The 25,091-nt window shown below is 64.0% G+C and carries 23 protein-coding genes; 9 read left to right on the forward strand and 14 right to left on the reverse strand.

Annotation, left to right across the window (positions count from 1 at the left end):
* Positions 1–48 precede the first annotated feature (48 nt).
* Positions 49–3,537, reverse strand: a complete 3,489-nt coding sequence (locus VNZ93_RS08680; protein WP_325703048.1) for a NahK/ErcS family hybrid sensor histidine kinase/response regulator — start codon at positions 3,535–3,537, stop codon at positions 49–51.
* A 164-nt stretch (positions 3,538–3,701) separates the two neighbouring features.
* On the opposite strand from VNZ93_RS08680, the gene mscL reads away from it, so the two are divergent.
* From mscL to VNZ93_RS08695, 3 genes are all read left to right on the forward strand, one after another.
* Positions 3,702–4,124: a large conductance mechanosensitive channel protein MscL gene (gene mscL / locus VNZ93_RS08685; protein WP_325703051.1), complete on the forward strand. Its 423-nt coding sequence runs from the start codon at positions 3,702–3,704 to the stop codon at positions 4,122–4,124.
* Positions 4,125–4,271: 147 nt separating this feature from the next.
* Positions 4,272–5,273 (forward strand): outer membrane beta-barrel protein, encoded by a 1,002-nt coding sequence (locus VNZ93_RS08690; RefSeq protein ID WP_325702985.1) that lies wholly within the window; start codon positions 4,272–4,274, stop codon positions 5,271–5,273.
* Positions 5,274–5,304: 31 nt separating this feature from the next.
* Positions 5,305–6,498 (forward strand): pyridoxal phosphate-dependent aminotransferase, encoded by a 1,194-nt coding sequence (locus tag VNZ93_RS08695; protein WP_414710021.1) that lies wholly within the window; start codon positions 5,305–5,307, stop codon positions 6,496–6,498.
* Here the strand turns inward: VNZ93_RS08695 and VNZ93_RS08700 are convergent, their stop codons facing one another.
* The 5 genes from VNZ93_RS08700 to VNZ93_RS08720 all read right to left on the reverse strand — a co-directional run bounded on the left by VNZ93_RS08700 (position 6,499) and on the right by VNZ93_RS08720 (position 12,198).
* Positions 6,499–8,706, reverse strand: a complete 2,208-nt coding sequence (locus tag VNZ93_RS08700; RefSeq protein ID WP_325702988.1) for an FAD-dependent oxidoreductase — start codon at positions 8,704–8,706, stop codon at positions 6,499–6,501. It abuts the gene before it with no gap.
* The gene (locus tag VNZ93_RS08705; RefSeq protein ID WP_325702991.1) at positions 8,703–9,077 is read right to left on the reverse strand and encodes an endonuclease domain-containing protein; all 375 of its coding nucleotides are present in this window, start codon (positions 9,075–9,077) and stop codon (positions 8,703–8,705) included. Before VNZ93_RS08705 ends, VNZ93_RS08700 begins: the two co-directional genes overlap by 4 nt.
* Positions 9,078–9,205: 128 nt before the next feature.
* The gene (locus tag VNZ93_RS08710) at positions 9,206–9,664 is read right to left on the reverse strand and encodes a cupin domain-containing protein (RefSeq protein WP_325702993.1); all 459 of its coding nucleotides are present in this window, start codon (positions 9,662–9,664) and stop codon (positions 9,206–9,208) included.
* 7 nt (positions 9,665–9,671) lie between these two features.
* Positions 9,672–10,880, reverse strand: a complete 1,209-nt coding sequence (locus VNZ93_RS08715; RefSeq protein WP_325702996.1) for an acetyl-CoA C-acetyltransferase — start codon at positions 10,878–10,880, stop codon at positions 9,672–9,674.
* Between the two features lie 160 nt (positions 10,881–11,040).
* The gene (locus VNZ93_RS08720; RefSeq protein ID WP_325702999.1) at positions 11,041–12,198 is read right to left on the reverse strand and encodes an acyl-CoA dehydrogenase family protein; all 1,158 of its coding nucleotides are present in this window, start codon (positions 12,196–12,198) and stop codon (positions 11,041–11,043) included.
* A 112-nt stretch (positions 12,199–12,310) separates the two neighbouring features.
* On the opposite strand from VNZ93_RS08720, the gene VNZ93_RS08725 reads away from it, so the two are divergent.
* Complete coding sequence (locus VNZ93_RS08725; protein ID WP_325703002.1) at positions 12,311–14,122, forward strand: ABC-F family ATP-binding cassette domain-containing protein; 1,812 nt, start codon at positions 12,311–12,313, stop codon at positions 14,120–14,122.
* 6 nt (positions 14,123–14,128) lie between these two features.
* Here VNZ93_RS08725 and VNZ93_RS08730 read toward each other — a convergent pair whose 3' ends face one another.
* Both VNZ93_RS08730 and VNZ93_RS08735 read right to left on the reverse strand, forming a co-directional pair.
* Positions 14,129–14,578, reverse strand: coding sequence for a YqaA family protein (locus tag VNZ93_RS08730; RefSeq protein ID WP_325703005.1), 450 nt, complete (start codon positions 14,576–14,578; stop codon positions 14,129–14,131).
* The gene (locus tag VNZ93_RS08735; protein WP_325703008.1) at positions 14,575–15,816 is read right to left on the reverse strand and encodes a TIGR03862 family flavoprotein; all 1,242 of its coding nucleotides are present in this window, start codon (positions 15,814–15,816) and stop codon (positions 14,575–14,577) included. Before VNZ93_RS08735 ends, VNZ93_RS08730 begins: the two co-directional genes overlap by 4 nt.
* Positions 15,817–16,089: 273 nt before the next feature.
* On the opposite strand from VNZ93_RS08735, the gene VNZ93_RS08740 reads away from it, so the two are divergent.
* Both VNZ93_RS08740 and VNZ93_RS08745 read left to right on the forward strand, forming a co-directional pair.
* Positions 16,090–17,925 carry a caspase family protein gene (locus VNZ93_RS08740; RefSeq protein WP_325703011.1) on the forward strand — a complete coding sequence of 612 codons (1,836 nt, stop codon included), beginning with the start codon at positions 16,090–16,092 and terminating at the stop codon, positions 17,923–17,925.
* A gap of 274 nt (positions 17,926–18,199) precedes the next feature.
* Entirely contained in the window at positions 18,200–18,709 is a 510-nt protein-coding gene (locus tag VNZ93_RS08745; protein ID WP_325703013.1) for a DUF1993 domain-containing protein, read from the forward strand.
* An 80-nt stretch (positions 18,710–18,789) separates the two neighbouring features.
* Here the strand turns inward: VNZ93_RS08745 and VNZ93_RS08750 are convergent, their stop codons facing one another.
* The 3 genes from VNZ93_RS08750 to VNZ93_RS08760 form a co-directional block, all read right to left on the reverse strand.
* Positions 18,790–19,041 (reverse strand): hypothetical protein, encoded by a 252-nt coding sequence (locus tag VNZ93_RS08750; protein WP_325703015.1) that lies wholly within the window; start codon positions 19,039–19,041, stop codon positions 18,790–18,792.
* Positions 19,042–19,145: 104 nt separating this feature from the next.
* Positions 19,146–19,538 (reverse strand): hypothetical protein, encoded by a 393-nt coding sequence (locus VNZ93_RS08755; protein WP_325703018.1) that lies wholly within the window; start codon positions 19,536–19,538, stop codon positions 19,146–19,148.
* A 166-nt stretch (positions 19,539–19,704) separates the two neighbouring features.
* Complete coding sequence (locus VNZ93_RS08760) at positions 19,705–20,562, reverse strand: amino acid ABC transporter substrate-binding protein (RefSeq protein WP_325703021.1); 858 nt, start codon at positions 20,560–20,562, stop codon at positions 19,705–19,707.
* 152 nt (positions 20,563–20,714) lie between these two features.
* Between VNZ93_RS08760 and VNZ93_RS08765 the strand changes: the two genes are divergently transcribed.
* From VNZ93_RS08765 to VNZ93_RS08775, 3 genes are all read left to right on the forward strand, one after another.
* Entirely contained in the window at positions 20,715–21,644 is a 930-nt protein-coding gene (locus tag VNZ93_RS08765; RefSeq protein WP_325703024.1) for a DUF1236 domain-containing protein, read from the forward strand.
* A 220-nt stretch (positions 21,645–21,864) separates the two neighbouring features.
* Positions 21,865–22,536 carry a DUF1236 domain-containing protein gene (locus VNZ93_RS08770; protein WP_325703027.1) on the forward strand — a complete coding sequence of 224 codons (672 nt, stop codon included), beginning with the start codon at positions 21,865–21,867 and terminating at the stop codon, positions 22,534–22,536.
* Positions 22,537–22,824: 288 nt separating this feature from the next.
* Positions 22,825–23,241: a CBS domain-containing protein gene (locus VNZ93_RS08775; RefSeq protein ID WP_325703030.1), complete on the forward strand. Its 417-nt coding sequence runs from the start codon at positions 22,825–22,827 to the stop codon at positions 23,239–23,241.
* 77 nt (positions 23,242–23,318) lie between these two features.
* Here VNZ93_RS08775 and VNZ93_RS08780 read toward each other — a convergent pair whose 3' ends face one another.
* From VNZ93_RS08780 to VNZ93_RS08790, 3 genes are all read right to left on the reverse strand, one after another.
* Positions 23,319–23,663, reverse strand: a complete 345-nt coding sequence (locus VNZ93_RS08780; RefSeq protein WP_325703032.1) for a hypothetical protein — start codon at positions 23,661–23,663, stop codon at positions 23,319–23,321.
* Positions 23,664–23,761: 98 nt separating this feature from the next.
* A complete protein-coding gene (locus tag VNZ93_RS08785) occupies positions 23,762–24,553 on the reverse strand; it encodes a transporter substrate-binding domain-containing protein (protein WP_325703035.1) in 792 nt (263 codons plus the stop codon).
* Positions 24,554–24,733: 180 nt separating this feature from the next.
* Positions 24,734–24,976, reverse strand: coding sequence for a hypothetical protein (locus tag VNZ93_RS08790; protein ID WP_325703038.1), 243 nt, complete (start codon positions 24,974–24,976; stop codon positions 24,734–24,736).
* Positions 24,977–25,091 lie beyond the last annotated feature (115 nt).

Here is a 25,091-nt window from a genome sequence, read left to right on the forward strand (position 1 = left end):
GCCGATCCGCTTGACTGAACAGAACGCGTCCGTGAGAAGGCTTTAAGACTATTCGGCCGCGGTCGCGTGCTGAATGCGCCACTGCGCGAGCAATGCACGCAACGCGGCGGGTCTCACCGGCTTGTTGAGGATCGGCACATCGCGCGCACGCGCTTCGTCGCGCACGCGCGGGGTGCGGTCGGCGGTGATCAGGATGGCGGCAAGGTCCGAACCGAAACGCCGGCGCAACTCGACAATGGCGTCAATGCCGTTGCCGTTGTCGAGGTGATAATCGACCAGCAGCCCGCTCAGGATCGGCCGCGTGGCTTCGATGGTCGCAACCGCGGACGGCAGATCGGAGGCCTTGAGGACCTGACAGCCCCACCCGCCGAGCAGCGCTTCCATGCCGTCCAGAATCTGCGGATCGTTATCGATACACAGCACCGCCATGCCGGAGAGTTGCGCAGGATCGGTGCGCACCGGACCATGCCGAGGCGGGCTCGCGCTTACCGGCGCGGTCACAGGCACTTCGACCGAAAAGACGGAGCCACGTCCCGGTTCGGATTTTAGCCGCACATTATGTCCGAGCACGCGGCTGATGCGCTCCACGATCGAAAGCCCCAGCCCAAGGCCGCGCGCCACTCTGGCGCCTTCCTGCAGGCGGTGAAATTCGCGGAAGATCGCGCGCATCTGGTTCTCGGGAATGCCGAGACCTGAATCGCAGATCTCGATCCGAAGGCTTCCGCTCTGGCGGCGGCATCCGACCAGCACGCGGCCTTTCGGCGTGTACTTGATCGCGTTCGAGATCAGGTTCTGCAGCAGCCGGCGCAACAGGCGCCGGTCGGAGCGCGCGGTCGCGCTGGACAGGACGAAGGTCAGGTCCAGTCCCTTCTCGCGCGCGAGCGGCGAAAACTCCACTTCAAGCTGGCGCATCATCTCGTCAACGCGGAACGAGCCGATCTCGGGCTTCATCGCGCCGGTATCGAGCCGGGAGATATCGAGCAGCGCGCCGAGGATTTCTTCCACGGCATCGAGCGAGGCATCGATATTGCCGACCAGCCGACCGTCCTCACCCTGCCCCTGCCGTTCGACCAGCGAGGTCACGTAAAGACGCGCGGCATTGAGCGGCTGCAGGATGTCGTGGCTCGCGGCCGCAAGAAACCGCGTCTTCGAGATGTTGGCCTCCTCGGCGTCAGCCTTCGCCCGAGCGAGTTCGGCATTCAGCCGCGTCAGTTCGGTGGTGCGCTCCAGCACGCGCTGCTCCAGCGCCTCGGCCGCTTCCACACTTGGCGTGACATCGGTGAAGGTCGTAACGATGCCGCCGCCCGGCATCTGGTTGGCGCGCACCTCGAGCACAAGGCCACGTTCTGAAAAGCGCTCGGTGAACGGCTCCGAACCGGCGGCGTAACGCTGCAGCCGCTCGTCGACCAGCGTGTCGATGTCGCCCGCGCCGTAGACACCGCGCTCGGCATGCAGTCTCAGGATTTCATCGAGCCTCGTCCCGATGCCGATCATGTCGCGCGGCAGATCGAGGATTTCACCAAAGGTCCGGTTCCAGCAGACGAGTTGCAGTTCCTTGTCGAACACCGCGATGCCTTCGCTAACGTGCTCAAGCGCGGTCTGCAGGATCTCGCGATTATAGTGGATCGCGGCATTCGCATCGTCGAGCAGCTTGAGCGCGGCGCGTGTCGACACCGTTCGCTTGCGCAGGAGCAGCGACAGCACGAGGCGCGACGATGCCGCGCCGATCGCGGAAGCGAGCAGATGCTCCGCATGCTGCAGGAGCTGGAAATCGGCAGAGCTGCCCGGCGAAAGGTCGATGCGCTTGGCCGCTGCAAAACTCTCGAACGAGGATCGCGTACGTTCCTCGCCGATATAGCGTGCGACCGCTGTGGTCAGTTCGTCCACCGTCACCGCCGAACGCCACAGCCGGAAGCTTGGCGCTGGCGCCGAATCCGGCACGAACAGATCGGCCTGCACGCGCTCGATCGCCTCCGGCGCGCGGCTCAGCGAAAAACCGATATAGGCGATGATGTTGAGCGCGAGGCTCCAGAATACGCCGTGCGCAAGCTGCGGCAGATCGAGCCCGAACAGCGCCGTCGGCCGCAGGAACCAGAGGCCCAGCGGGCCGTCCGACAGGACCGACGGACTGACCAGCCCGGTGGCGACCGCGCTCGGCAGCAGCAGCGTATAGAACCACGCAAGGCTGCCGACCGTCAGGCCCGCAATCGCGCCGCGTGCGGTGCCTTGTCGCCAGAACAGCCCGCCGAAAAAGGCCGGCGCGAGCTGAGCAACCGCTGCGAATGACAGAAGGCCGATGGCAGCCAACTGGGCGTCGCCGACCGACCGGTAATAGAGATAGGCCAGCAAGAGAATCAGGAAAATCGCGATCCTGCGGATGAGCAGCAGGAATTCGCCGACATCGCCCTTGCCGGTGACGAGTTGCGAGCGCCGCTTCAGGAACAGCGGCACGACGAGATCGTTCGACACCATGATCGCGAGCGCGACCGATTCCACGATCACCATCGCGGTGGCAGCGGAGAGCCCGCCGATGAAGGCTGCGATGGTGAAGAACGACGCATCCGCCGAGAGCGGCAGCGCCAGCACGAACATGTCGCTGTCGACCTTGCCGGCGGGAAACGTGAGAAGTCCTGCAAGCGCGATCGGCACAACGAACAGGTTGATCAGCACGAGATAGAGCGGAAACAGCCAGCGCGCGCGCTTGACCTCGGCTTCCGAGTGGTTCTCCACCACCGTCACATGGAATTGCCGAGGCAGCAGGATGATCGCAACGGTCGAGAGCAGCGTCATCGCGATCACGGTGGAGAAATTCGGCGGCGTGGTCAGCACCGCCGCCGTATCCGGCCGGCTCAACGCGCGCGAAAACAGATCGGCCGGACCACCGAACATCCAGTAGGTGACGAACAGTCCGACCGCGAGAAACGCCGCAAGCTTGACGATCGACTCGGTCGCGATCGCCAGCATCAGGCCGTCCTGGTGCTCGGTGGCATCGATGTGACGCGTGCCAAACAGAATGGCGAAGGCCGCCATTGCGAGCGCGACAAGGAGCGCGGTGTCGCCCAACGCGTTCGGGGTGAATTGCGGCGCAACATGCATAAACACCGTGCCGAACATTGCGGACACGGCCTTGAGCTGCAGCGCGATATAAGGGATCGTTCCCACGATCGCGATCAGCGCGACCAGGGCCGCGACCGACTGGCGCTTGCCATAGCGCGCGGCGATGAAGTCGGCGATCGAAGTGATGTTATGGCTCTTGGCGAGCCGCACGACGCGCAGCACCAGCGGCGTGCACAGCCCGATCATCAGCATCGGACCGACATAGATGGTGAGGAAGTCGAACCCCGATTTCGAAGCGAGGCCGACGGAACCGAAAAACGTCCACGAGGTGCAATAGATCGCGAGGCAGAGTGGATAGATCAGCAGCCGGGAGCGATCGCCCCGCGCAATCTTGTGCAGGCGGTCGCCATAGCTCGCGACGACGAACAGCAGGCCGATATAGCCCAGCGCAATCGCTATAACGACCCAGCCTTGAAGCATCATGGCTTTTGCCCCTTCCAGGGCCGCCTCTGCACTCCCGCAGGACAAAACATCACAAATTCCGGTTCGTGGCTACCGGCCATGCATCGCCCCGGCTTTCCAGAATCCCCCGTTCCGCCCTATCGTTAACCCGGGACCTGGAAGAGGAGCCGCGCATGAAGAAGATGCTCAACGAGTTTCGTGAGTTCGCCGTCAAGGGCAATGTGGTCGATCTGGCGGTGGGCGTGATCATCGGTGCAGCCTTCGGCCGGATCGTGGAATCCATCGTCGGTGACATGGTCATGCCGATCTTCGGCGCCATCGGCGGGCTCGACTTTTCGAACTATTTCATCGCCCTGTCCAAGGACGTGACGGCGACCAACCTGGCCGATGCCAAAAAGCAGGGCCCGGTCATCGCCTGGGGCAATTTCCTCACCGTCGCCATCAATTTCGCGATCGTCGCGGGCGCCCTGTTCTTCGTGGTGAAAGGCATCAACTACCTGCGCCGCAAGGCGGCATCCGAGCCCGAAGCCGCCAAGCCGGCCGAGCCGCCCCGCCAGGAGAAGCTGCTGGAGGAGATACGTGACCTCCTCGCCAAGAAGGGCTGATTTGCCGGTCCGGCGGCGCGCAGAATGATACCTGCGCGCAACAGCCATCCACAGCAACGCCGCTGAAGCCTGCCCGCGGCGTTTTTGACCTAGGTTCCGGAGGTAAAAGTCCCTAGCCTTCGCCCCAGCAATTTTTGGGGGGTGGCTATGGTCCGCGTCATATTTGCGGCCGCGCTGATTGCGGTTTCGACGATTTCCTTTGCTCCGGTGGCGCATGCGTCGCGCACGCTGGACGACGTTCTGGCGCGGCTCGAGGCGCTCGAAAAGGAAAACGCCACGTTGCGCAAGCGGGTGCAGCGGCTCGAAGCCGGCGATCGCGAGCGGCCGGTCGTGGCGTCGCTGCCCACGTCCGTGCCCCAGGGCGCCCCGGCCCAGCGTGGCCGTACCCCCGTGACCACGACGCTTGCGCCCGCAGCCGGCCAAGCCTTTGCCGCGGTTCCGGTCGTCGAGCAGCCGCGCAACTGGACAGGCCTTTACCTCGGCGCGTCCGGTGGCATGCGTCGAGAACATCACACATGGACGACCAATTCGTTCCTTGGCTTGGCCATGATGGTACCGAACCGCGAAGCTTTCAACGACACCAGCGCGCGGTTTGGTGGCTTTCTCGGATATAATCTCCAGCTGAATTCGAAAGTCGTAGCCGGCATCGAAGCCGACATCGCCTGGGGCAAGACGAAGTCCAACACCAATCTGATCCCCGGCACTTGGGTCGGCCTCGCCCCGCTGTTCCCAGGTTTGCCGACCGACACGAGTTCGTTTGAAACGGCGTGGGATGCGAGCCTCCGCGCGCGGATCGGGGCCCTCATCATGCCCGACACGCTCGTCTATTTGACCGGCGGAATGTCCTGGCAGCGAATCACGGCGCAGGCGACTTGCGACGAGAACTTTGGCCTCGTCTGCGTAAGCGCCAGCCATGTCGACACACAGAAGACGACACTGACCGGATGGACATTCGGCGCCGGCGTCGAATCCATACTGGCCGGCGGCTGGACCGGCCGCATTGAGTATCGCTACTCGCAGTATGGAGATTTCAACCATCTCTTCATTCCGGTGACGGGCTGCTTCTGCGACGGCAATCTCGACACCACGATCAGCCTATCCACCCATACCTTCCTCGCGGGCATCGCCCACAAGCTCGGAGGATATTGACGGCGGCGCGCCGGCGGCCCACCTGAACCGGGTGTCACTCGCACCCGAGCCCCCCGCCCTGACCGGCACCCTGACTGCGGCCTTGCGCGCACCCGCGCGCGAGGCGCCGGTCAGCGGCATCGTCGAGATCATGAAATACGGCCGCGCGCGCGGCGGCGTGATGGGCCTGTGGGCGGGCGAAGGCGACACGCCGACGCCGGCCTTCATCATCGAAGCCGCAAATCGCGGCCTTGCAGCCGGCGAAACCTTCTACACCTGGCAGCGCGGCATTCCGGACTTGCGCGAAGCACTGGCGCGCTATCACACGCGGCTCTACGGACGCGCCTTCTCCGCCGACGAATTCTACGTCACCGGCTCCGGCATGCAGGCGATCCAGATCACGCTCGCGATGACGGCGACCGAAGGCAGCGAGGTGATCATCCCGACGCCCGCCTGGCCGAACGCGGCCGGAGCGACGGGATTGATCGGCGCGCGCCCAGTCGAAGTGCCGATGCAGTTCGGCAATGCCGGCTGGGCGCTCGATCTCGAGCGCATCGCGGCTGCCATTAACGACCGCACCCGCGTCATCATTCTCGTCACACCATCCAATCCAACCGGATGGACCGCATCGCGTGACGACCTTCACGCCGTGCTCGCACTTGCGCGGCAGCACGGATTATGGATCGTCGCCGACGAAACCTATGCACGGTTCTGGTACGGCGACGGCAGACGCGCGCCGTCCTTCCTCGACATCATGGCGCCGGACGACCGGATTCTGTTCGTCAATACGTTTTCCAAGAACTGGTGCATGACCGGCTGGCGCATGGGCTGGATCGTCGCGCATCCGTCACTCGGTCAGGTGGTCGAAAACCTGATCCAATATTCGACCTCGGGTGTCGCGCAATTCATGCAGCGCGCCGGAGTCGTGGCGCTCGATCAGGGAGAGGACTTCGTCACCCAACAGGTCGCGCGCGCACGCGCGAGCCGTGACATCGCCTGCGATATCCTGGGACGCACCGGCCGCTGCCGCTTCACGCCGCCGCAGGGCGCATTCTATCTGTTCTTCACGGTCGATGGCGAAAGCGACAGCGAGAAGCTGGCGCGCAGGCTGGTTGACGAGGCGCAGGTCGGGCTCGCGCCGGGCAGGGCCTTCGGCAAGGGCGGCGAGCATTTCCTGCGCCTGTGCTTCGCACGCGACCCGGAGCAGATCCGCGACGCGTGCGAGCGGATCGCGCGAGTGTTGTGACTACGCCGCGGCCTTCTCGCCCGCCTTCGCGAACCGCCCGTAAAACGTCTCGCCCTTGGCGGCTAGATCGAGCAGCAGCGCATTCGCCTTGAAGCGCGGACCGAATTTCTTCTCCAGCGCTTCGCACAGGGCGACGAAAGTCTTCACGCCCATGAAGTCGATATAGGACAGCGTGCCGCCGCTGAATGGCGCAAAACCGAAGCCCAGGATCGAGCCGACATCGGCCTCGCGCACATCGGTCAGCACGCCCTCCTCGAAGCAGCGCGCTGTCTCCAGCGCCTGGATCACAAGCAACCGCTTCTTCAATTCGTCGACATCGATCGTGTCGGGGTCGAGCGTGGTCTGCTGCAGATCGGCGAGGCCAGGCCACAACGTCTTCGGCCCCTTTTCCGGGTAATCGTAGAAGCCCTTGGCGTTCTTGCGACCGAGCCGGTTATGCGTTTCGACCATCGCCTGAAGCAACGACTTCTGGCGCGGGTCGACCGCGTCCTTGCCGAGATCGGCTTCGGTGGCTTTCAGGATCTTCCACGCGAGATCGACCGCGACCTCATCGTTGAGCGACAGCGGGCCGACCGGCATGCCGGCGATGCGCCCGACATTCTCGATCATCGCGGCCGGCACGCCTTCCATCAGCATGAGATGGCCTTCGCGGATATAGGTACCCACCACGCGCGAGGTGTAGAAACCGCGCGAGTCGTTGACCACGATCGGCGTCTTTCGGATCGCGCGCACGAAGTCGAGCGCCATCGCGAGCGCCTCGTCTCCGGTCTTCTTGCCCATGATGATCTCGACCAGCATCATCCGCTCGACCGGCGAGAAGAAATGGATGCCGATGAATTTCGACGGGTCCTTCGCAGTCTCGGCAAGCGAAGTGATCGGCAGCGTCGAGGTGTTTGACCCGAACACAATGTCGGGCACAACCGCCTGCGCCTTCGCGGTCGCATCCGCCTTCACCTTGCGATCTTCAAACACCGCCTCGATCACAAGATCGCAGCCCTTCAGTGCGTCGTAGTCGGACGTCGCGGTGATGCGCGCGAGCAGCGCGTCGCGCGCCGCTGAATTCGTCCTGCCCTTGCTGATCTGTTCGGTCATCAGCTTGTGCGACAGCGCCTTGCCCTTGTCGGCCGCATCCTGATCGCGGTCGATCAGCACCACATCAAGCCCGGCCTGCGCGCTGACATAGGCGATGCCGGCGCCCATGAAACCCGCGCCGATGACTCCAACCTTCTTCAGCTTCGATGGCGGCACGTTCGCCGGCCGGCGCGCACCCTTGTTCAATTCGCCCATCGACACGAACAGCGTTCGGATCATCGCCGCCGCTTCCTTCGAGCGCAGGATGTGCGCGAAGTAGCGCGACTCCACCGTCAGCGCGAGATCGAACGGAAGCTGCAGGCCGTCGAACACCACCTGCATGATGGCGCGTGCGGCCGGATAATTGTCGTAGGTTTGCTTGCGATACAGCGCGCTCGCCGGCGAGAACACCATCATCCCGGCCTTCGACCAGACAAGTCCGCCGGGATTCTTGAAGCCCTTCACGTCCCAGGGCGCTTCCGCCTTGCCGCCGGCCTTGATCCAGCCCTTCGCGGCTTTCTCAAGATCGGCCGCGGGCACCACATTGTCAATCAGCTTCATGCCCTTGGCGCGCGCGACGCGAAGCTGGTCGCCCTTCGCCAGGAATTGCAGCGCATCGGCCGGCAACATCATCCGCGAGATGCGCGTGGTCCCGCCTGCGCCGGGAAACAGACCGATCTTGATCTCGGGCAAACCGACGCGGGTCTTGTCGTTGTCGGATGCGACGCGATGGTGACAGGCGAGACAGAGTTCAAAGCCGCCACCGAGCGCCGTGCCGTTGATCGCGGCGACCCACGGCTTGCCGCAGGTCTCGATCCGCCGATACAGCTGCGACAGCTTGCGGCTTTCCTCGAACAGGCGCTTGGCCGCGGCCTCCTCGCCTTGCGTCTTCACCATTTCGGCAAAGGTCGCGCTCATCGTATTGAGCAGCGTGAGGTCGGCGCCGGCGCAGAACGTATCCTTGCCGGAGGTGATGACGACGCCCTTCACCTTCTCATCCGCTGTCGTCTGCTCGACGAGCTCGGACAATTCCTGGATCGTGGCGATGTCGATGACGTTCATCGCACGTCCCGGCATATCCCACGTGATGAGCGCGATGCCATCGGCGTCAGTATCAAGAGAGAAATTGGTCGTCATGAATTGCTCCGGGCGGCGCTCCCCTCCCCCCGCGAAGCGGTGGGGAGGGGTCGGGGGTGGGGGGCACTTTCGGAACCACGGGCGAGTTCGTCTTGGATCGCCGTCACGACACCGTCGATATTCTTCAAGACATCCTTGTTCCAAAAGCGAAACAGACGGTAGCCGTGCCTCGCGAGATACGCATTCCGGGCGCTGTCCTTCGCTGCGTGATCCGCAAGCATATGCTGACCGCCATCGACCTCAGCAACGATCCCGTTCTTGTGGCAGGCGAAGTCTGCGAAATACGGCCCGACGGGCGCTTGTCGCCGAAAATGCAGTTCGGGAAAATCGCTCCGCAACCGCCGCCACAGCTTCCTTTCCGCATCGGTCATCTGACGGCGAAGGCTCCTTGCACTTGGCGTTCTAGGATCACTGCGAAGCCTGACCATTCATCGCCCCCACCCCTAACCCCTCCCCACCGCTTCGCGGGGAAAGGGGAAATGCGCCGTCGCGGAAAAATCTAATACGCCTCACCGTTCTTGCGCGTGAAACGCACGCCGGTTTCGCTCTTGTCGCCCGTCATGTCGACCTCGGAATAATGAAAGCGGTCGACCGATGCGCGGGTGCCGATCTCGAGATAAGCGACATCAGCCTGCGACTTGTTCACCAGGCAGTGGCCATTGGCGACGCCGGCCTTGAAACCCGCACACTCGCCCGCGCGCAGGATGGTCTCGCCGCCGTCCTCGCACAACGTCGCCTCGCCTTCCAGGACATAGACGAACTCGTCCTCGCCCTCGTGCCAGTGCCGCAGCGATGATGCTGCACCGGGCTTCAGCCTCGTCAGGTTCACGCCGAATTGCGTGAGGCCCGCCGCATTGCCGAGCGCGATCTTTTCGCGGCCGTGCGTGACCTTCGCGAATTCCGCGGGATAGATGGTGCTGGTGCGCACCGGGCATTTTGACACATCGATCTTCGGCATGCGGCGCTCACACCCTCTCAATGATCGTCGCTGTGCCCATTCCGGCGCCGATGCACAATGTCACCAGCGCGGTATTGAGATCGCGCCTCTCCAGTTCGTCCAGCACGGTGCCGAGGATCATCGCGCCGGTCGCGCCGAGCGGATGGCCCATCGCGATGGCGCCGCCATTCACGTTGATCCTGTCGTGCGGAATGTCGAGCGCCTGCATGTAGCGCAGCACCACGGACGCGAACGCCTCGTTCAGCTCCCACAGGTCGATGTCGGCAGTCGACATGCCGGCCTTCTTCAACACCTTCTGCGTCACCGGGATCGGACCCGTCAGCATGATGCCCGGCTCGGAACCGATATTGGCGAATGCCTTGATGCGTGCGCGCGGCTTCAGGCCGGCCGCCTTGCCGGCGTCCTTGTTGCCGATCAGCACCGCTGCCGCGCCATCCACGATGCCGGACGAATTGCCGGCGTGATGCACGTGGTTGATCTCTTCCACCTCCGGATAGCGCTGCGTCGCGACGGCGTCGAAGCCGCCAAGTTGCCCCATCTCGACGAAGGATGGCTTGAGCGATGCCAGCGACTGCATCGTGGTCGTCGGGCGCATATGTTCATCACGGTCGAGCAGCGTGATGCCATTCACGTCCTTGATCGGCAGGATCGAATTCTTGAAGCGGCCATCGGCCCAGGCTTCCGCCGCGCGCTTCTGGCTTTCCACCGCGTAGGCATCGACGTCATCGCGCGAGAATCCGTATTTGGTCGCGATCAGGTCCGCGGAAATTCCCTGCGGCATGAAGTAGGTCGGGATCGCCGCCATCGGGTCCATGAACCACGCGCCGCCGGACGCGCCGATACCGACGCGGCTCATCGATTCCACGCCACCGCCAATCGTCATGTCGTGCTGGCCGCTCATCACCTCGGCCGCCGCAAAGTTCACGGCATCGAGCCCGGATGCGCAGAAGCGGTTGATCTGGATACCCGGCACGTGGTCGCCATAGCCCGCAAGCAGCGCGGAAATCCGCGCGACGTCGCCGCCCGCCTCACCGACCGGATCGACACAGCCCATCACCACATCGTCCACGAGGTCAGGATCGAGGTTGTTGCGCTCGCGCACGCCTTTCAGAACCTGCGCCGCGAGGTTGACCGTCTGCACCTCGTGCAGAGAGCCATCCACCTTGCCGCGCCCGCGCGGAGAACGAAGATGATCGTAGATGAAGGCGTCGGCCATGACTCTGTATCCGCTTTCTCTTGTCACCCTCCCTTAAAAAGGGAGGGTCGGACCACCGAAGGTGGTCCGGGGAGGGATCATAATTTCAACGTCGCCCAGGACCCCCACCCGGCGAGCTTCGCTCGCCGCCCCCCCTTTCAGGGGGAGGTGAAGGCCTCCGTCATAGACTCCTCGCGATCAGCAGCTTCATGATCTCGTTCGTGCCGGCATAGATGCGGAGCACCCGCGCGTCCCGGTACATGCGCGAGATCGGATATTCGTCCATATAGCCATAGCCGCCAAACAATTGCAGGCAACGGTCGATCACTTTTGCCTGCACGTCCGTGGTCCAGTATTTGATCATCGACGCAGTGACGCTGTCGAGTTCGCCCCTGATGTGCCGCTCGATGCAATGGTCGAGAAACACCCTGGCTGCAGTCGCCTCGGTCTTGCATTCGGCCAGCGTGAACTGCGTGTTCTGGAAATCGAGGATTGCCTTTCCGAACGCCTGCCGCTCCTTGACGTAGTCGATCGTCAGGCGCAGCGCGCGCTCCATCATTGACACGGCATGGATGCCGACCGTCAGCCGCTCCTGCGGCAATTGCTGCATGAGCTGAACGAAGCCCTGGCCTTCCTGCGGACCGAGCAGACTCTCGGCCGGCAGCTTCACCTCTTCGAAGAACAGTTCCGACGTGTCGGATGAATCGAGGCCGAGCTTCTTCAGCTTGCGTCCACGGCGAAAGCCGGGCGCATCCGCCGTCTCGACCACGAACAGCGATACACCCTTCGCACCCGCTGACGGATCGGTTTTCGCAACCACGATGATCAGGTCGGCATGCTGGCCGTTGGTGATAAAGATCTTCGAGCCGTTCAGCACGTAGCCGTTGCCGGATTTCTTCGCGGTCGTACGCACGCCCTGAAGGTCGGAGCCGGTGCCGGGCTCGGTCATCGCAATCGCGCCGACCATTTCGCCGGTTGCCATCTTCGGCAGCCAGCGCTTCTTCTGATCCTCGGTACCGTAATGCAGGATGTAAGGCGCGACGATGCCGGAATGCAGCGGCGCGCCGAACGAGTCGAAGCCACACAAAGCGATTTCGCGGTTGATCACCGCCTCATGCGCGAATGTTCCGCCGGCCCCGCCGTATTGCTCAGGTATGGCGGCGCAGAGCAGACCTGCCTCGCCGGTCTTGTTCCAGATCGCGCGGTCGTAGATCCCGGCCTCGTTCCAGCGTTCGATATTGGGGGCGTATTCCGCCGCCATGAACCGGCGGGCCTGGTCTTCCAGCAGCACCAGGTCTTCCGTCATCCACGACGGCCGCGGCAGGTTCAGGACGTCCATTGGCGATTCTCTCCCGGAGCCAGAAGTTTATTCCGGGCGATTGACGGGCGCGAGAGCGTCTGATCGATTTTCGATGGTGCAAAGCGGCAGCCGCGCTATACACCCACCCCTCATGGCTCCCCTGATCCAGCTTCGCGACATCGCCCTCACCTTCGGCGGCACGCCACTTCTGACCTCGGCCGATCTCTCGGTGTCGGAGGGCGAACGGGTATGCCTTGTCGGCCGCAACGGCTCGGGCAAATCGACGCTCCTGAAGATCGCCGCCGGCATGATCGAGGCCGACCGCGGCAGCGTCTTCATCCAGCCCGGCGCCACGATCCGCTACCTGCCGCAGGAACCGGACTTTTCCGGCCACGCCACCACCCTTTCCTATGTCGAGGCCGGGCTCGCGCCGGGCGACGATCCGTACCAGGCGCGCTACCTGATCGAGCAACTCGGACTGACCGGGGCGGAAGACCCCGCCCACCTCTCCGGCGGAGAAGCCCGGCGCGCGGCGCTCGCGCGCGTCTTGGCGCCCAACCCCGATATTCTCCTCCTCGACGAGCCGACAAACCATCTCGACCTCGTCACCATCGAATGGCTGGAAAGCGAACTGAAGAGCCGGCGCTCCGCGCTGGTGCTGATCAGCCACGACCGGCGCTTTCTGGAAACGCTGTCGCGCGTCACGGTGTGGCTCGATCGCGGCCGCACGCGCAGGCTTGAAATCGGGTTCAAGGATTTCGAAGCACGACGCGACGAGATCCTCGCCGAGGAAGAACGCGAGCAGCACAAGCTCGACCGCAAGATCGTCGCCGAGGAGCACTGGGTGCGTTACGGCGTCACCGCACGCCGCAAGCGTAACATGCGCCGCATGGGCGAATTGCAGGCGCTGCGCCAGCGGCGGCACGACTATCGCGGCAGCCTCGGCAAGGCCAGCATCAGCGTGGCGGAAGCCGACAAGTCCGGCGCGCTGGTGATCGAGGCAAAAAACATCGGAAAGGCCTATGACGGCCGTCCGATCGTCACGGACTTCTCCACGCGCATCAATCGTGCCGACCGCATCGGCATCGTCGGCCCGAACGGCAGCGGCAAGACCACGCTGCTCTCCCTTCTCACCGGCACGCTGCAGCCGGACGAAGGCTCCGTGCGCTTCGGGGCCAATATCGAAATGGCATCGCTCGAACAGGACCGCGACAGCCTCGATCCGGACTGGACGCTATCCGAAGCGCTGACGGGCGGTCGCGGAGACACCGTCTCGATCGGCGGACAGACCAAGCATGTCGTCGGGTACATGAAGGACTTCCTGTTCGCGCCGGAGCAGATCCGTACGCCCTTGCGCGCTCTGTCCGGCGGAGAACGGGGGCGGCTGATGCTGGCGCGCGCGCTGGCCAAGCCGTCGAACCTCCTGGTGCTCGACGAGCCGACCAACGATCTCGATCTCGAAACCCTCGACGTGCTTGAGGAGACGCTCGCCGACTATACCGGCACCGTGATCCTGATCAGCCACGACCGCGACTTTCTCGATCGCGTGGTGAGCGCGGTGATCGTGCCGGAAGGCAACGGTGTCTGGAACGAATATGCCGGCGGCTATTCCGACATGCTGGCGCAGCGCGGCGCCGACATCGCGTCGACCAAGCCGGTACGCGATGCCGCACCGAAGGAAACGAAAGCAGCCGACCGCACGGCTCCGTCCGCGCCGAAGCCGAAAAAGAAGCTCTCGTTTAACGAGAAATACGCGCTCGACAATTTGCCAAAGCAGATCGCGAAGCTGGAAGCCGACATCGGCGCGCTGCAGAAGAAGCTCGACGATCCGAATCTCTTCACGCGCGACCGCAAGGCGTTCGATGCGGCAACCGAGGCGATGGCGAAAGCGCAGGCCGAACTCGCCGCCGCGGAAGAGAAATGGCTGGAGCTGGAAATGCTCCGCGAGGAAATCGAAGGGTAGCGGCGCTTACACCACCGGTCCCATCGCTCCCAGAGCGCCCAACGCCAGCAGCACGTAGCGCACCGTCTTCGCGATCGTCACCAGAACAAGAAACGACCAGAACGGTTCGCGCAGGAAGCCGGCCGCGACCGTCAGCGGATCGCCGATGACTGGCATCCAGCTCAGCAGCAGCGACCAGCGGCCATAGCGCCGGTACCAGCCCTGCGCCTTGTCGAGCGCCTGCGCCGATACCGGAAACCATTTGCGATCGCGGAAGCGCTCGGCAAATCCGCCGAGCAGCCAGTTCACGCAGGAGCCAAGAATATTGCCCGCGGCCGCAACCGCGATCAGCAGCACCGGCGAAAACTTGCCCGTGAGGAGCAGCCCGACCAGCGCCAATTCCGACTGCGCCGGCAGAATGGTCGCGGCGACGAACGCCACCGCGAACAGGCCGGCGTAAGCCGCAAGCTCGGTCATGCCGGCTGCGCCGCGTTCGATGCCGCAAGATAGCGCGCTGCGCCCTCACCTGCGGCAATGCCAGTCGCAAAACAGGCCTGCAGCAGATAGCCGCCGGTCGGCGCTTCCCAGTCGAGCATTTCGCCGGCAACAAAGACGCCTGGCCTTTTCTTCAGCATGAAGGTCTCCTCGATCTCACTGAAAGCAACGCCACCCGCACTTGAAATCGCGCGGTCGATCGGCGCAACCGCGATCAGCGTGATTGGCACAGCTTTCAGCAAGGCCGCCATCTCTCCCGGCTCGAGCGCACCGAGCCTTCCTTGCGTCGCCTCCTGCGCCAGCGCAATCGCAACGGGCGACAGCGACAAGGCCTTTCGCAACACATTGGACAACGACTGCTTGCCGCGCGGCGCGCCCAGCTTGCGCGCAACATCGTCAGCGCCACTGTCCGGCAGAAGGTCGATAGCGATAACGGCCGCGCCATTGCTCTCAATCGCGTCGCGCAGCATCGGCGACAGCGCATAAATGGCGCCGCCTTCCAGGCCCTCCTCCGTGACCACGGCCTCGCCCCGCACGCGATGGCCCTCGAACGACAGCGCAATGTTTTTCAGCGGCTGCCCGGCAAAGCGCGTTCGCATGTGATCGGACCAGCCCACGCGAAAGCCGCAATTCGAGGGCTTCAGGCGCGAGACCGCGATGCCTTCGCGGATCAGCACATCGGACCAGCCGCCATCCGACCCGAGCCGCGGCCAGCTTGCGCCGCCGAGCGCCAGCACCGTGACGTCCGGTGTCACATGGATCGCGCCGTCCGGCGTTTCGAAGGTGAGCGCGCCCTCGTCCGACCAGCCCGACCAGCGGTGGCGCAATGCCACCTTCACGCCCATCGCATCGAGCCGCCGCAACCATGCGCGCAGCAACGGCGATGCTTTCATCGCATTCGGGAATACGCGGCCGCTGGTTCCGACGAAGGTCGGCTGCCCCAGTTCCTCGCTCCAGGCACGTAGGCGCTCGGGCGGAAACGCATCGATGACCGGCCGCAGACGCGATTCCGCCGCGCCATAGCGCGGCAGGAATGTCGCGAGACTTTCCGAATGCGTCAGGTTGAGTCCGCCGCGCCCGGCCATCAGGAGTTTGCGCGCAAGTGACGGCATCCGGTCGAATACGGTCACATCAATATTTACGCGCGCCAGCGCTTCTGCCGCCATCAGGCCAGCAGGCCCGCCGCCCACGATTGCAGCTTTGCGAAGTTCCGTATCCATCACCTTCATGTGACAGATGCAGCCTTTCGGATGCAAGCGGTCGCACGCTCAGGCAGGATCGAAGATAGCGCGCATGCCGGTTCCGATAATGCGGTGTCTGCGCCAAGCCATCAGAAATGCATGAACCTTTGAACAATCCAGGTCGACCAAGCGACAGGCCCGCAAGACCGACCGCGTTCAGTCCCGCCGTCGCAACGGCGTGCGTACAGCAACCGTGATCTGCGGGTGAGGCGCCGCAAAAATCTTGCGGCCGGCTCGACCAGGGAGGCTGGAATGCTGAAGCAACTCGCATGCGCATGCGTGACGCTGGCCGTTTTCGCGTCCGCCCCGATCACCGCCTTCGCGCAAGACCGGTTCGCGCTGGTCATCGGAAATTCGAAATACCGGAGCGTCAGCGCGCTGACCAATCCCGTGCGCGATGCCGACGCGGTCGGCACACTCCTCAAGGATGCCGGCTTCCAGGTTACCTCCGCGTTCGACCTCGACAAGGCGAGCATGAGCAAGGTGATCCGCTTCTTCACGAACAATGTTGCGGAGAAGCCGGAAAACACCGTCGTCCTGATCTATTTCGCCGGTCATGGCGTGCAAGTCGATGGTGAAAACTTCCTCGTCCCGGTCGATGCCACGATCGCGCGCGAAGCCGACGTTCCACTCGAAGCCATGCGCATGGCCGACCTGATGTCGATGTTCGAATCGGTTCGCAGCAAGACCCGCATCGTGATCCTCGACGCATGCCGCGATAATCCGTTCGACGACATCGCCAAGACCGCCCCGCGCGGACTTGCTCTGGTCAACGCCCCGGCCGGTACGCTACTCGCCTATTCGACCTCACCGGGCCACACCGCCGAGGACGGGTCCGGCAGCAACTCGCCGTTCGCGCAGGCGCTGCTGAGGTCGGCGCGCGAGCCCGGCCTGCCGATCGAGGCAGCCCTGAAGAATGTGCGGCTCGCCGTGCATGGCGCAACCGGCGGACGCCAGACGCCGTGGGAAGTGTCGGCTCTGACCGAGCCTTTCGCATTCTTTCCGGGTGCTGGCGTGAAGCCGGTTGCGAGCTCGGAGAAGACTGCCGAAGAGTGGCGCAAGGATCTGCAAGGCAGGACGGCGCGCGACGCCTTCGCGGTCGCGGTGCAAGAGAATGATGTCGTGGTCTACGAGCAATATCTCGCGATCTACGGCAACGACCCGCTGGCAGCGGGCTTGCGCTCCATTCTCGATCGCCGGTTGATGATGCTGGCGTGGCAGGAAGCCGTGGCGTTGAACAGCGAAGCCGGCTTTGCGGCGTTTCTCGCGCGCTATCCGAACACCGATCTCAGTGCGACCGCGCGCAGGATGCAGCAGCGCGCACAGAGTCGCATGGCGATGGCGTCGGTCCTGAGCGGCGGGCGCGACGCGAATCTCATCCGCGCGGTCTCGACACCGGGCGGCACATGCCCCTGCTCGCAGCCCGGCGGCGCGCCGAACCAGCCAGCCAATCCGGGCGCGACGCCTCCGGGTACGCGCGCATCCATCCCGGTCGCGCCGGGCGGACCCGGATTCACCCCGGTCGGACCGGGTGCGCCGGTGGGGCCGGGAGGCCCGGTCATCGTGCCAACCGGCCCGGTCTATGTTCCGATCGTCCCGATCATCCAGCCGCGCATCGATCCGGTGCGCATTCGCGATCCGCACAAGCCCGACCGATATCCGGATCCGGGCAATCGCGGGACAGACCATACGAAGCCCGGAGATCGCGGGACCGGCAAGACGGATCAGCCGTCCGCTGGACCATCCAAAACCAGCAGCACCGATCCGGCAAAGCCGACCGATCGCGGGACAGGCAAAGCCGGCACGACACCCGTCAAACCCGACGCCGGCAATCGACCTCCCGCAACCAAACCGAAAATTCCCGACCAACCTCGCATAACCAGGCGGGGCACCGGCGGCCGTGTCGCCGCGCGGAGCGCAGCGCCAAGGATCGCAGCGCCAAGAACCGCGGCGCCTCGCGTTGCAGCGCCACGAATTGCAGCGCCGCGGATTCAAGCGCCGCCACGCTTCCAGGCACCTCCCCGGATGGGCGGTGGCGGCATTCCACGAATGGGCGGAGGCGGCGGCGGACGCATGAACATCCGCTGACGACGCACCACGGACAACCGAACCGAAAAGGAAACGCCGCGCGCCGGAAGGCCCGCGGCGCTTCGAGTTTATTCCATGTCGAACGCACGCGCTGTCTTGCGAGAAGTGCAGGCTGCGCGAACGCACGGCGCGACTGTGATTTACGCGCGAGGCCCGTGATCTTCTTTTTGCATGCGGCGGCTCTTTCGCATGCGAAAATATCATTGGTTGAGGGCAGCGCCTGCAGAGCCAATTCACCCTACATGGTGCGTGGTCACAATCGCGGAACACACCCATGTCCATTTCGATCTACCAGGCCTCCGTCCCCGTTCTGATCCAGGGACTGGATACGCTCTCCCATATTTTGCGTAAGGGCGAAGAACATGCCCGCACCAGCAGCATCGATCCGCAATCGCTCGTCGACGCGCGGCTCGCGCCGGACATGCTCACGCTCGCCGGTCAGGTGCAGCGGGCGAGCGACACGTCGAAGCTGTCGGTCGAGCGGCTGAGCGGCTTGCCGGCGCCGAAGATGGAGGACACCGAAAAGACATTCGATGACCTGCACTCACGCATTCAGAAAACCACGGCCTACATAAAGGGCGTCACCGAAGCTCAGCTGTCCGGAGCGGAGACAAGGCGCATCGAACTCAAGCTGCGCGACTACAATCCGGTATTTTCAGGCACGTCCTATCTGTTCGGGTTCGCCCTTCCGAACTTCTATTTTCACGTCACCACCGCCTACGACATCCTGCGCCACCGCGGCGTGCCGCTCAGCAAGCGCGACTTTCTGAGGTTGCAGGGATAGCCAAATCGCAACACCAGCCAAAAAGCAAAAGGCGGGCTGAGCAGAACTCAACCCACCTTTCAAACGGTCGCGCGAGACGATCAGTAATAGTAGCGCGGCGCGTAGTAGCGCGGTGCGTAGTAGCGAGGCGCATAGTAACGCGGCGCGTAATAGCGCGGTGCGTAATAGCCGTAATAGCGCGGACGGTAGCCATAGTAGTACACGGGCTGAGCGGTCGTCGCCTCCGGCATTCCCGGCGACGGACCGAACCGGGCTTCGGCGTTGGTCGGCGCGGCGACAGCCGCGACAGCGAGGCTCGCAGCAGCGACGGCAAACATCATCAATTTACGCATGACGTCTCCTCTCCTGTTGAACCTGTAAACCACGCACTCAGTCGCGCCGCTTCGTGATGTTTCTCTCTCATGAAGGCGCCAATTGGCGCCGTCATGAGGGACCCTTACCAGCGATATCCGTAGCGATACGGACGATAGCCGTAGCCATAACGCGGCGCGTAGTAGCGCGGCCCGTAATAGCCGTAGCCGTAGCGCGGCGCATAGTAACGCGGCGCGTAATAGCCGTAATACGGGCGATAGCCATAATAGGCCGGCTGGTAATAGCCGCCGCCGTACCCACCATAGCCATAGCCGTAACCGCCATAGCTGCCGTAATAGGCCGGATAGCCATAGTAGCCGTAGCCTGCATTGGCGATAGCAGCACCGGCGATCACGCTCGCAGCGACACCCGCGCCGACCCAGCAGCCATAGCAGCGCGCTTCGGCGTTCTTCGGCGCGACGACGGTCGCCGCAGCGATCGACGCGACGGCGACAAGCGTCAACAGAATCTTACGCATCACACTCTCCTCAACACGCGTTGGATCGCCCCACAGGGATCGAACCCGGCAGAACTATAACACGCGAGGAGGCTTCGACTTTCTGAACAGCGTTCACACTTTCATGAATGAAGGTGAACGAATTGCCAGACAGATTAATGCATTTCTGCCGAGTGCAGTGCCGCGATCATTGCGGCAGCGCACCGAGCGCGAAGGTGTTCAGCAGCACCGGGCCAGGCTTCAGATTGATCTGATCGAACCACTTCCCAAATACCGTAAAGATGAGACCGGTGCGAAACACCTCGGCGAGCGCCGAATTCACGGCGAGGCGGAATGCCCAGTCGCCGCGGGGCAGAACGATGGCGTAGGGCTCGAACGAGAGATCGTCGGGCAACATGGTGAGTGCCTTGGCATCCTGGAACTTCGCACCGACAAGCAGCAGCTTGTCGCTCGCATAACCATCGACCTCACCCTTTTCGAGTGCGGCAATACCAGCGGCGCGGTCCTTCACCGGAACGACCGTGATCTTGAGCTTGCCCTGCTTGACCAGATTGTTTAGCGCGGCCTCGTTCGTGGTATTCGCGGCAACCGCGATCTTCTGCCCGCTCAGGTCCGCTGCCTTTGCGACATTGGCCGTGTTGCGCACCACAAGACCCGTGCTCTCTGCAAAGGTCACCAACGAGAAATCCACCTGCTTCATGCGCGACAGCGACATGGTGGACGACCCGCATTCCATATCGACCTTGCCCTGCGCCACCATGTCGAAGCGGTTCTGCGTCGTGACTTCGACCCATTCGATCTTGAGCGGTATGTTCAGCGACTTGCCGATCGAGTCCACGGCGAGCTTGCAGAGGTCGATGGTGTAGCCCGCCGGCTCCTTCGCCTGCTCGTTATAAAACGAGAATGGCGTCGCCGCCGCGCGATAGCCGATCTTGATCGTCTTCGAGTCCGTGATCCGCTTCAGACGGCTGTCCGCCGGGGTTTGCCCGCTCGCAAGTGAGGCGGTCAGGGCGAGGGCGACAAAGGCAATCGCAGCACGCAGCATCAGCAGATCCCCCCAATAATTGGCGGCGGGACGTTACCGGGTTGCGATGGAACCGGCAATTCGTCCCGCGCCGGTGGAAACGGCGGCGGAACGAACCCTTGCTGCGCTGCGTTCACCGCAAGCTCGACAACTCACAATCTTGCGAGGATGCCATGAAGCGCACCTTGATCACCGTCGCCTTCGCGTCGGCCGCGATGCTGACTGCGGCGCAGGCGCAGACCATCGGCACCGCCACCACCGATCTCAACATTCGGTCCGGTCCCGATCCGCAATTTCCCGTGATCGGCATGCTTCGGAACAACCAACGAGCCACCGTCATCGGTTGCATCGAAGGCAGCCGATGGTGCCAGATCGATCTGCGCGGCCGCACCGGCTGGGCCTATTCGCAATACATGCTGATGTCCGGCGACATCGCAGCCGTACTGCCGGTGCCGGAGCTCGAGGTAGACGTTGCGACGCGTCCGGTCATCGCCGCGCCGCCGGCCGTTGCGTATCGCGCGCCCGTTCCTGTGGCCACCTATCAGCCGCCGGTCGCCACCTATCAGGCGCCGGTTGCGACTTATCAGCCTGCGTACCCGCCCGTGACCTACCAGCCGGTCGCAACCTATCAGCCGGCCTACCCGTCCGTGACCTATCAGTCTCCCGCACCGGTCGTGGCCTATGACACCGCGCCCGCAGTGACGTATCAGGCGCCGCCTGTGGTCGCCTATCAGACGGCTCCGGCCGTCACTTACCAGACGGCTCCGACCGTGGCCTATCGCGCTCCCGCAACGACTGTGGTCGAGACCACCGCCGCGGCGCCGCGAGATTTCGCCGGCCGGCTAATCCCGCCGCGCGAGACGATCTATGCAGCGACCAACGCGCCACGTGCTTACGTTCCGCCGCGGGCGGTACGGACCTATCTGACGGCCAATCCCATTGACACGGTCTGGCTGGAGGGGAGTCTCGTGACGGGCGCGAGTCTTCCGGAAGAGGTCGACCTGATGCCCGTGCCGGGATCGCGCTATCAATACGCTTATGTGAACGACTATGCGGTGCTGGTCGAACCGGGCAGCCGGCGCATCGTCTACGTGTCGCGATAACACAATCACAGGGCGGACGGCATGTGGCGTCGTCCGCCCTGGCCTTTTCCGGTCTCCGCAATATTCAGGCCAATCGTGATCACGGCTTCGCGTGCCGGGATCACGGCAACGTCACGGCGCTTTGATGGCGGCGCGCCTCGTCGAACACGAACCAAGTTCCCACATCCCCGTTAGGCGGTTGGACATTCATTTCAGACGTCCGATCACAGAGGGGCACATCATGAAACGCATTCTTATTGCCGCAGCTGTTTTGACATTGACGCTGGCTGGCGCGGCGCACGCGCAGACCGTCGGCACAGCAACGACCGATCTTAATCTCCGCTCCGGACCCGGACCCGAACAGCCAGTGATCGGCCTGATCAAGGCGCGTCACAAAGCGCAGGTGCTGGGCTGCGTCGAAGGCAGCCTGTGGTGCCAGGTCGAATATCGCGGCAAGCAGGGCTGGGCCTATTCGCAATACATGGCGCTGCAGGCCGGTGGCGGCCGCATTGTCGTGCGCGAGCCTGCCAATGTCGCGGTCGCCGGCGTTCCGGTCGTCACCTATAACGGTTACGTCGAGCCGACCTATCGCGCGGATGTCGCGCCGGTCGCAGAAGCCATCACCACTCCCGTCGTCGGTGCGGGCGGCACGGGCGCAGGCGCCATCGGCGCACCGAAGCCGACCATCTATGCATCGACTTACGCACCGCCGCCGCCCGCGGTGAACACCTATGTCACCACCAATCCGGCGCCGTCATTCCCGTATGTCGGTGAAGTCGTGGTCGGCGCGAGCCTGCCGCAGACTATCGTGCTGAACAACGTGCCCGACTATCGCTACCAGTATGTCTACGTGAATGACACGGCCGTGCTGGTCGATCCGGCGACGCGGCGCATCGTCTACGTGTTTCGCTAGATCATAGAGAACATCCGCAACGGCGACGCGGATAGCACGGCGGATCTGCGACCCCGATCCACCGCGCAGAATGGGCCCGGGAGCGCCAGCCCGGGCCCATTCATCTTGGGGCATTTGGTTGCGTGTGAAGCTATGCGCGCAGCGCGTGCAACATGCGACGTCTCGGCCATTCGGGACGTGGACAAGCGCCGGGCACAGGCGGACAATCACACCATAGGTGATGGGGGACCTGACTTGTGCCGCACACGCGGTGAGCGCGCATGTAACACGCATGGAAGGAGTGCCGCCATGAAAGTGAAAGACGCAATGCACGAGGGCTGCGAGTGGGTGTCCCCCGACACCAAGGTCACCGACATCGCGAAGAAGATGCGCAAGAGCGACATCGGTGCGATCCCGGTCGGCGAGAACGACAAGCTGATCGGAATGGTCACCGACCGCGACATCTGCTGCAAGGGTGTCGCCAACGGTCATGACATCGACATGCTGACCGCGCGTGATGTGATGACCGTCGGCATCGCCTGGTGCCGTGACAGCGACGATGTCGAGGATGCGGCCGAGATGATGGAGCGGCGCAAGATCCGCCGTCTGCCGGTGATCGACCAGAACAAGCGCATGGTCGGCATGCTGTCGCTCGGCGATATCTCGCATGCGGCAACGCCGAGCCTCACCGCCGAACTCACGCAGGCGGTGTCGTCACATCACTGATGCGTTTGCAGAACCGGCCGGTGGCGGCCGGCTTACCTCGCCGGCGCGCAGCACATGCGCGCCGTGCAAATGCCCGCCTACTTGACCTTCTTCGCGCTGCGCTTGCCGAGCCGCTTCGCATTGGCCTTCACGGTCTTCAATGCGGGCTTCGACGCGGCTGCGCCGAGTTCGGCAGGCGCACAGGCCATGCGCGTGGCAGACACTTTACCGAGCGAGATGTCGCGCGACAGGCGTAGCGCCGCCTTCTGCGTCTCGAACACGCCACTCGATGCGGCGGCCACCTTTTCGCTGATCATGCGCGCGCGTTCCACGCTGGTCTGCGGCGCAGCCAGCCGATGCCACAGCACCGCGCCGATCTGCATGTTCGCGACCACCAGATCGCCGGCGAAAATCCACGGGTTGAAGCGATGTTGCCCTATCATAACGCATACTCCATTGACCGGCCGTCAAGCACATTGCGGGCGGATGTTGCCAAATATGCGGCATGCCGGCACCGCAACCACGGTATCGCGGTCAGGCGTTAACCCGGACAGCCCGCTTTCACGCCGGCCGGTGCGAGAGCCACGCCCGAGGCGCCGCCGGCCTCGATCGCGCGCTGCAGGGCGCCGGATGCGCGAATCTCGTCGATCACTGCATTGACAACCGCCAGCGCCGCCGGACGGTCCTTCGGCACGATGATATTTTGCGGCACGCTGAAGAAATCGTCCGCGAGGATGCGCGTCCCGGGCGCCGCCTTCATCATCGCCGTCAGGCGTTGCCGGTTCGCGCCGAACGCGGCAATCGATCGCGCGGCGAGCGCCTTGCCGATTTCGGCCGGATCGTTCGGCACCTCCACGACGCTCGCATGTTTCAGCACGCGCTTCATGCACAGCGTGATCGAGTCATTCGCCGTCCCGGCGATCGCCTGTCCGGCGCGATCGATGTCGGCAACCGAACGGATCGGCGAATCCTCGCGCACGAGGAAACTCTGCCGCACCAGCATGTAGACCTGCGAGAAATCGACGGTGCCGAGCCGCGTCGCCTCATAGGCGACGAAACCGATATCTGCCTCCCCGCTCCGCACCGCATCGATCACCGCGGGCGGACTGGAGATCGGCTTCAGCACAAGCTCGAGGTTTTCGCGCCGCGCCAGTTCGCGCGCCAGCGCCGGCGCCGGCCCGCGCATCTCGCCGGATGCGGCATCGCGCGTCGCCTGCGTCGGATTGGTCGCCAGGTAGGCCGCGCGCAGGGTCTTGCGCGTCGCGACGTCGCCGGCATGGGCGAGCGTGCCGGTCAGGGCGATGAGCGAGACGAGCGCGAAGCGGACGATCATTACGACACCATGCGTGCGGGACAACCGGGCACGACACTAGCGCAACATCGCCGCCGCCGCTCGTTGCCGCAAAAGCGCGGACCGGGCCTTGGGCAGGCCGCCCGAAACGACATGCAGCCCGCATTCCGAGAATGCGGGCTGCACGGTCCGGTTCAGAACCTGTCAGCGAGGCGAAGCGCCTCAGCGCACCACGACGGCGCGGCGCGGAGCGACGACGACAGCGCGACGCGGCGCAACCACCACCGCGCGGCGCGGAGCAACCGCCACGGGGCGAGCCACCGGCGCGACCACCACGGGGCGCGGCGCGGCGCAGGCGACACCGCGCGCGCCGCGAACACAGGCGGCCTCGGCGTCGGTCGAATTGAAGCTGATAGTCACGGTAACGGTCGCGGCAGCGATTGCCGCGAGGAACAATGCACGCATGGTGGCCTCTCGTTGAAACGATGCGGCCACGCATAAGGTCCGCGGATTAACAGCGCATTTAAATTCAGTTGCAGACTTGAAGCGTCACGACGCGACGTCGATGTTCCGCGCCGCC

This window comes from Pseudorhodoplanes sp. (assembly GCF_035565795.1).
Taxonomy (GTDB): domain Bacteria; phylum Pseudomonadota; class Alphaproteobacteria; order Rhizobiales; family Xanthobacteraceae; genus Pseudorhodoplanes.

Bases quoted from the DNA above. Each gene is read 5' to 3' on its own strand.
- VNZ93_RS08680 (WP_325703048.1), bottom strand. From the start codon at position 3,537: ATGCTTCAAGGCTGGGTCGTTATAGCGATTGCGCTGGGCTATATCGGC.
- mscL (WP_325703051.1), top strand. From the start codon at position 3,702: ATGCTCAACGAGTTTCGTGAGTTCGCCGTCAAGGGCAATGTGGTCGAT.
- VNZ93_RS08690 (WP_325702985.1), top strand. From the start codon at position 4,272: ATGGTCCGCGTCATATTTGCGGCCGCGCTGATTGCGGTTTCGACGATT.
- VNZ93_RS08700 (WP_325702988.1), bottom strand. From the start codon at position 8,706: ATGACGACCAATTTCTCTCTTGATACTGACGCCGATGGCATCGCGCTC.
- VNZ93_RS08705 (WP_325702991.1), bottom strand. From the start codon at position 9,077: ATGACCGATGCGGAAAGGAAGCTGTGGCGGCGGTTGCGGAGCGATTTT.
- VNZ93_RS08710 (WP_325702993.1), bottom strand. From the start codon at position 9,664: ATGCCGAAGATCGATGTGTCAAAATGCCCGGTGCGCACCAGCACCATC.
- VNZ93_RS08715 (WP_325702996.1), bottom strand. From the start codon at position 10,880: ATGGCCGACGCCTTCATCTACGATCATCTTCGTTCTCCGCGCGGGCGC.
- VNZ93_RS08720 (WP_325702999.1), bottom strand. From the start codon at position 12,198: ATGGACGTCCTGAACCTGCCGCGGCCGTCGTGGATGACGGAAGACCTG.
- VNZ93_RS08725 (WP_325703002.1), top strand. From the start codon at position 12,311: ATGGCTCCCCTGATCCAGCTTCGCGACATCGCCCTCACCTTCGGCGGC.
- VNZ93_RS08730 (WP_325703005.1), bottom strand. From the start codon at position 14,578: ATGACCGAGCTTGCGGCTTACGCCGGCCTGTTCGCGGTGGCGTTCGTC.
- VNZ93_RS08735 (WP_325703008.1), bottom strand. From the start codon at position 15,816: ATGGATACGGAACTTCGCAAAGCTGCAATCGTGGGCGGCGGGCCTGCT.
- VNZ93_RS08740 (WP_325703011.1), top strand. From the start codon at position 16,090: ATGCTGAAGCAACTCGCATGCGCATGCGTGACGCTGGCCGTTTTCGCG.
- VNZ93_RS08745 (WP_325703013.1), top strand. From the start codon at position 18,200: ATGTCCATTTCGATCTACCAGGCCTCCGTCCCCGTTCTGATCCAGGGA.
- VNZ93_RS08750 (WP_325703015.1), bottom strand. From the start codon at position 19,041: ATGCGTAAATTGATGATGTTTGCCGTCGCTGCTGCGAGCCTCGCTGTC.
- VNZ93_RS08755 (WP_325703018.1), bottom strand. From the start codon at position 19,538: ATGCGTAAGATTCTGTTGACGCTTGTCGCCGTCGCGTCGATCGCTGCG.
- VNZ93_RS08760 (WP_325703021.1), bottom strand. From the start codon at position 20,562: ATGCTGCGTGCTGCGATTGCCTTTGTCGCCCTCGCCCTGACCGCCTCA.
- VNZ93_RS08765 (WP_325703024.1), top strand. From the start codon at position 20,715: ATGAAGCGCACCTTGATCACCGTCGCCTTCGCGTCGGCCGCGATGCTG.
- VNZ93_RS08770 (WP_325703027.1), top strand. From the start codon at position 21,865: ATGAAACGCATTCTTATTGCCGCAGCTGTTTTGACATTGACGCTGGCT.
- VNZ93_RS08775 (WP_325703030.1), top strand. From the start codon at position 22,825: ATGAAAGTGAAAGACGCAATGCACGAGGGCTGCGAGTGGGTGTCCCCC.
- VNZ93_RS08780 (WP_325703032.1), bottom strand. From the start codon at position 23,663: ATGATAGGGCAACATCGCTTCAACCCGTGGATTTTCGCCGGCGATCTG.
- VNZ93_RS08785 (WP_325703035.1), bottom strand. From the start codon at position 24,553: ATGATCGTCCGCTTCGCGCTCGTCTCGCTCATCGCCCTGACCGGCACG.
- VNZ93_RS08790 (WP_325703038.1), bottom strand. From the start codon at position 24,976: ATGCGTGCATTGTTCCTCGCGGCAATCGCTGCCGCGACCGTTACCGTG.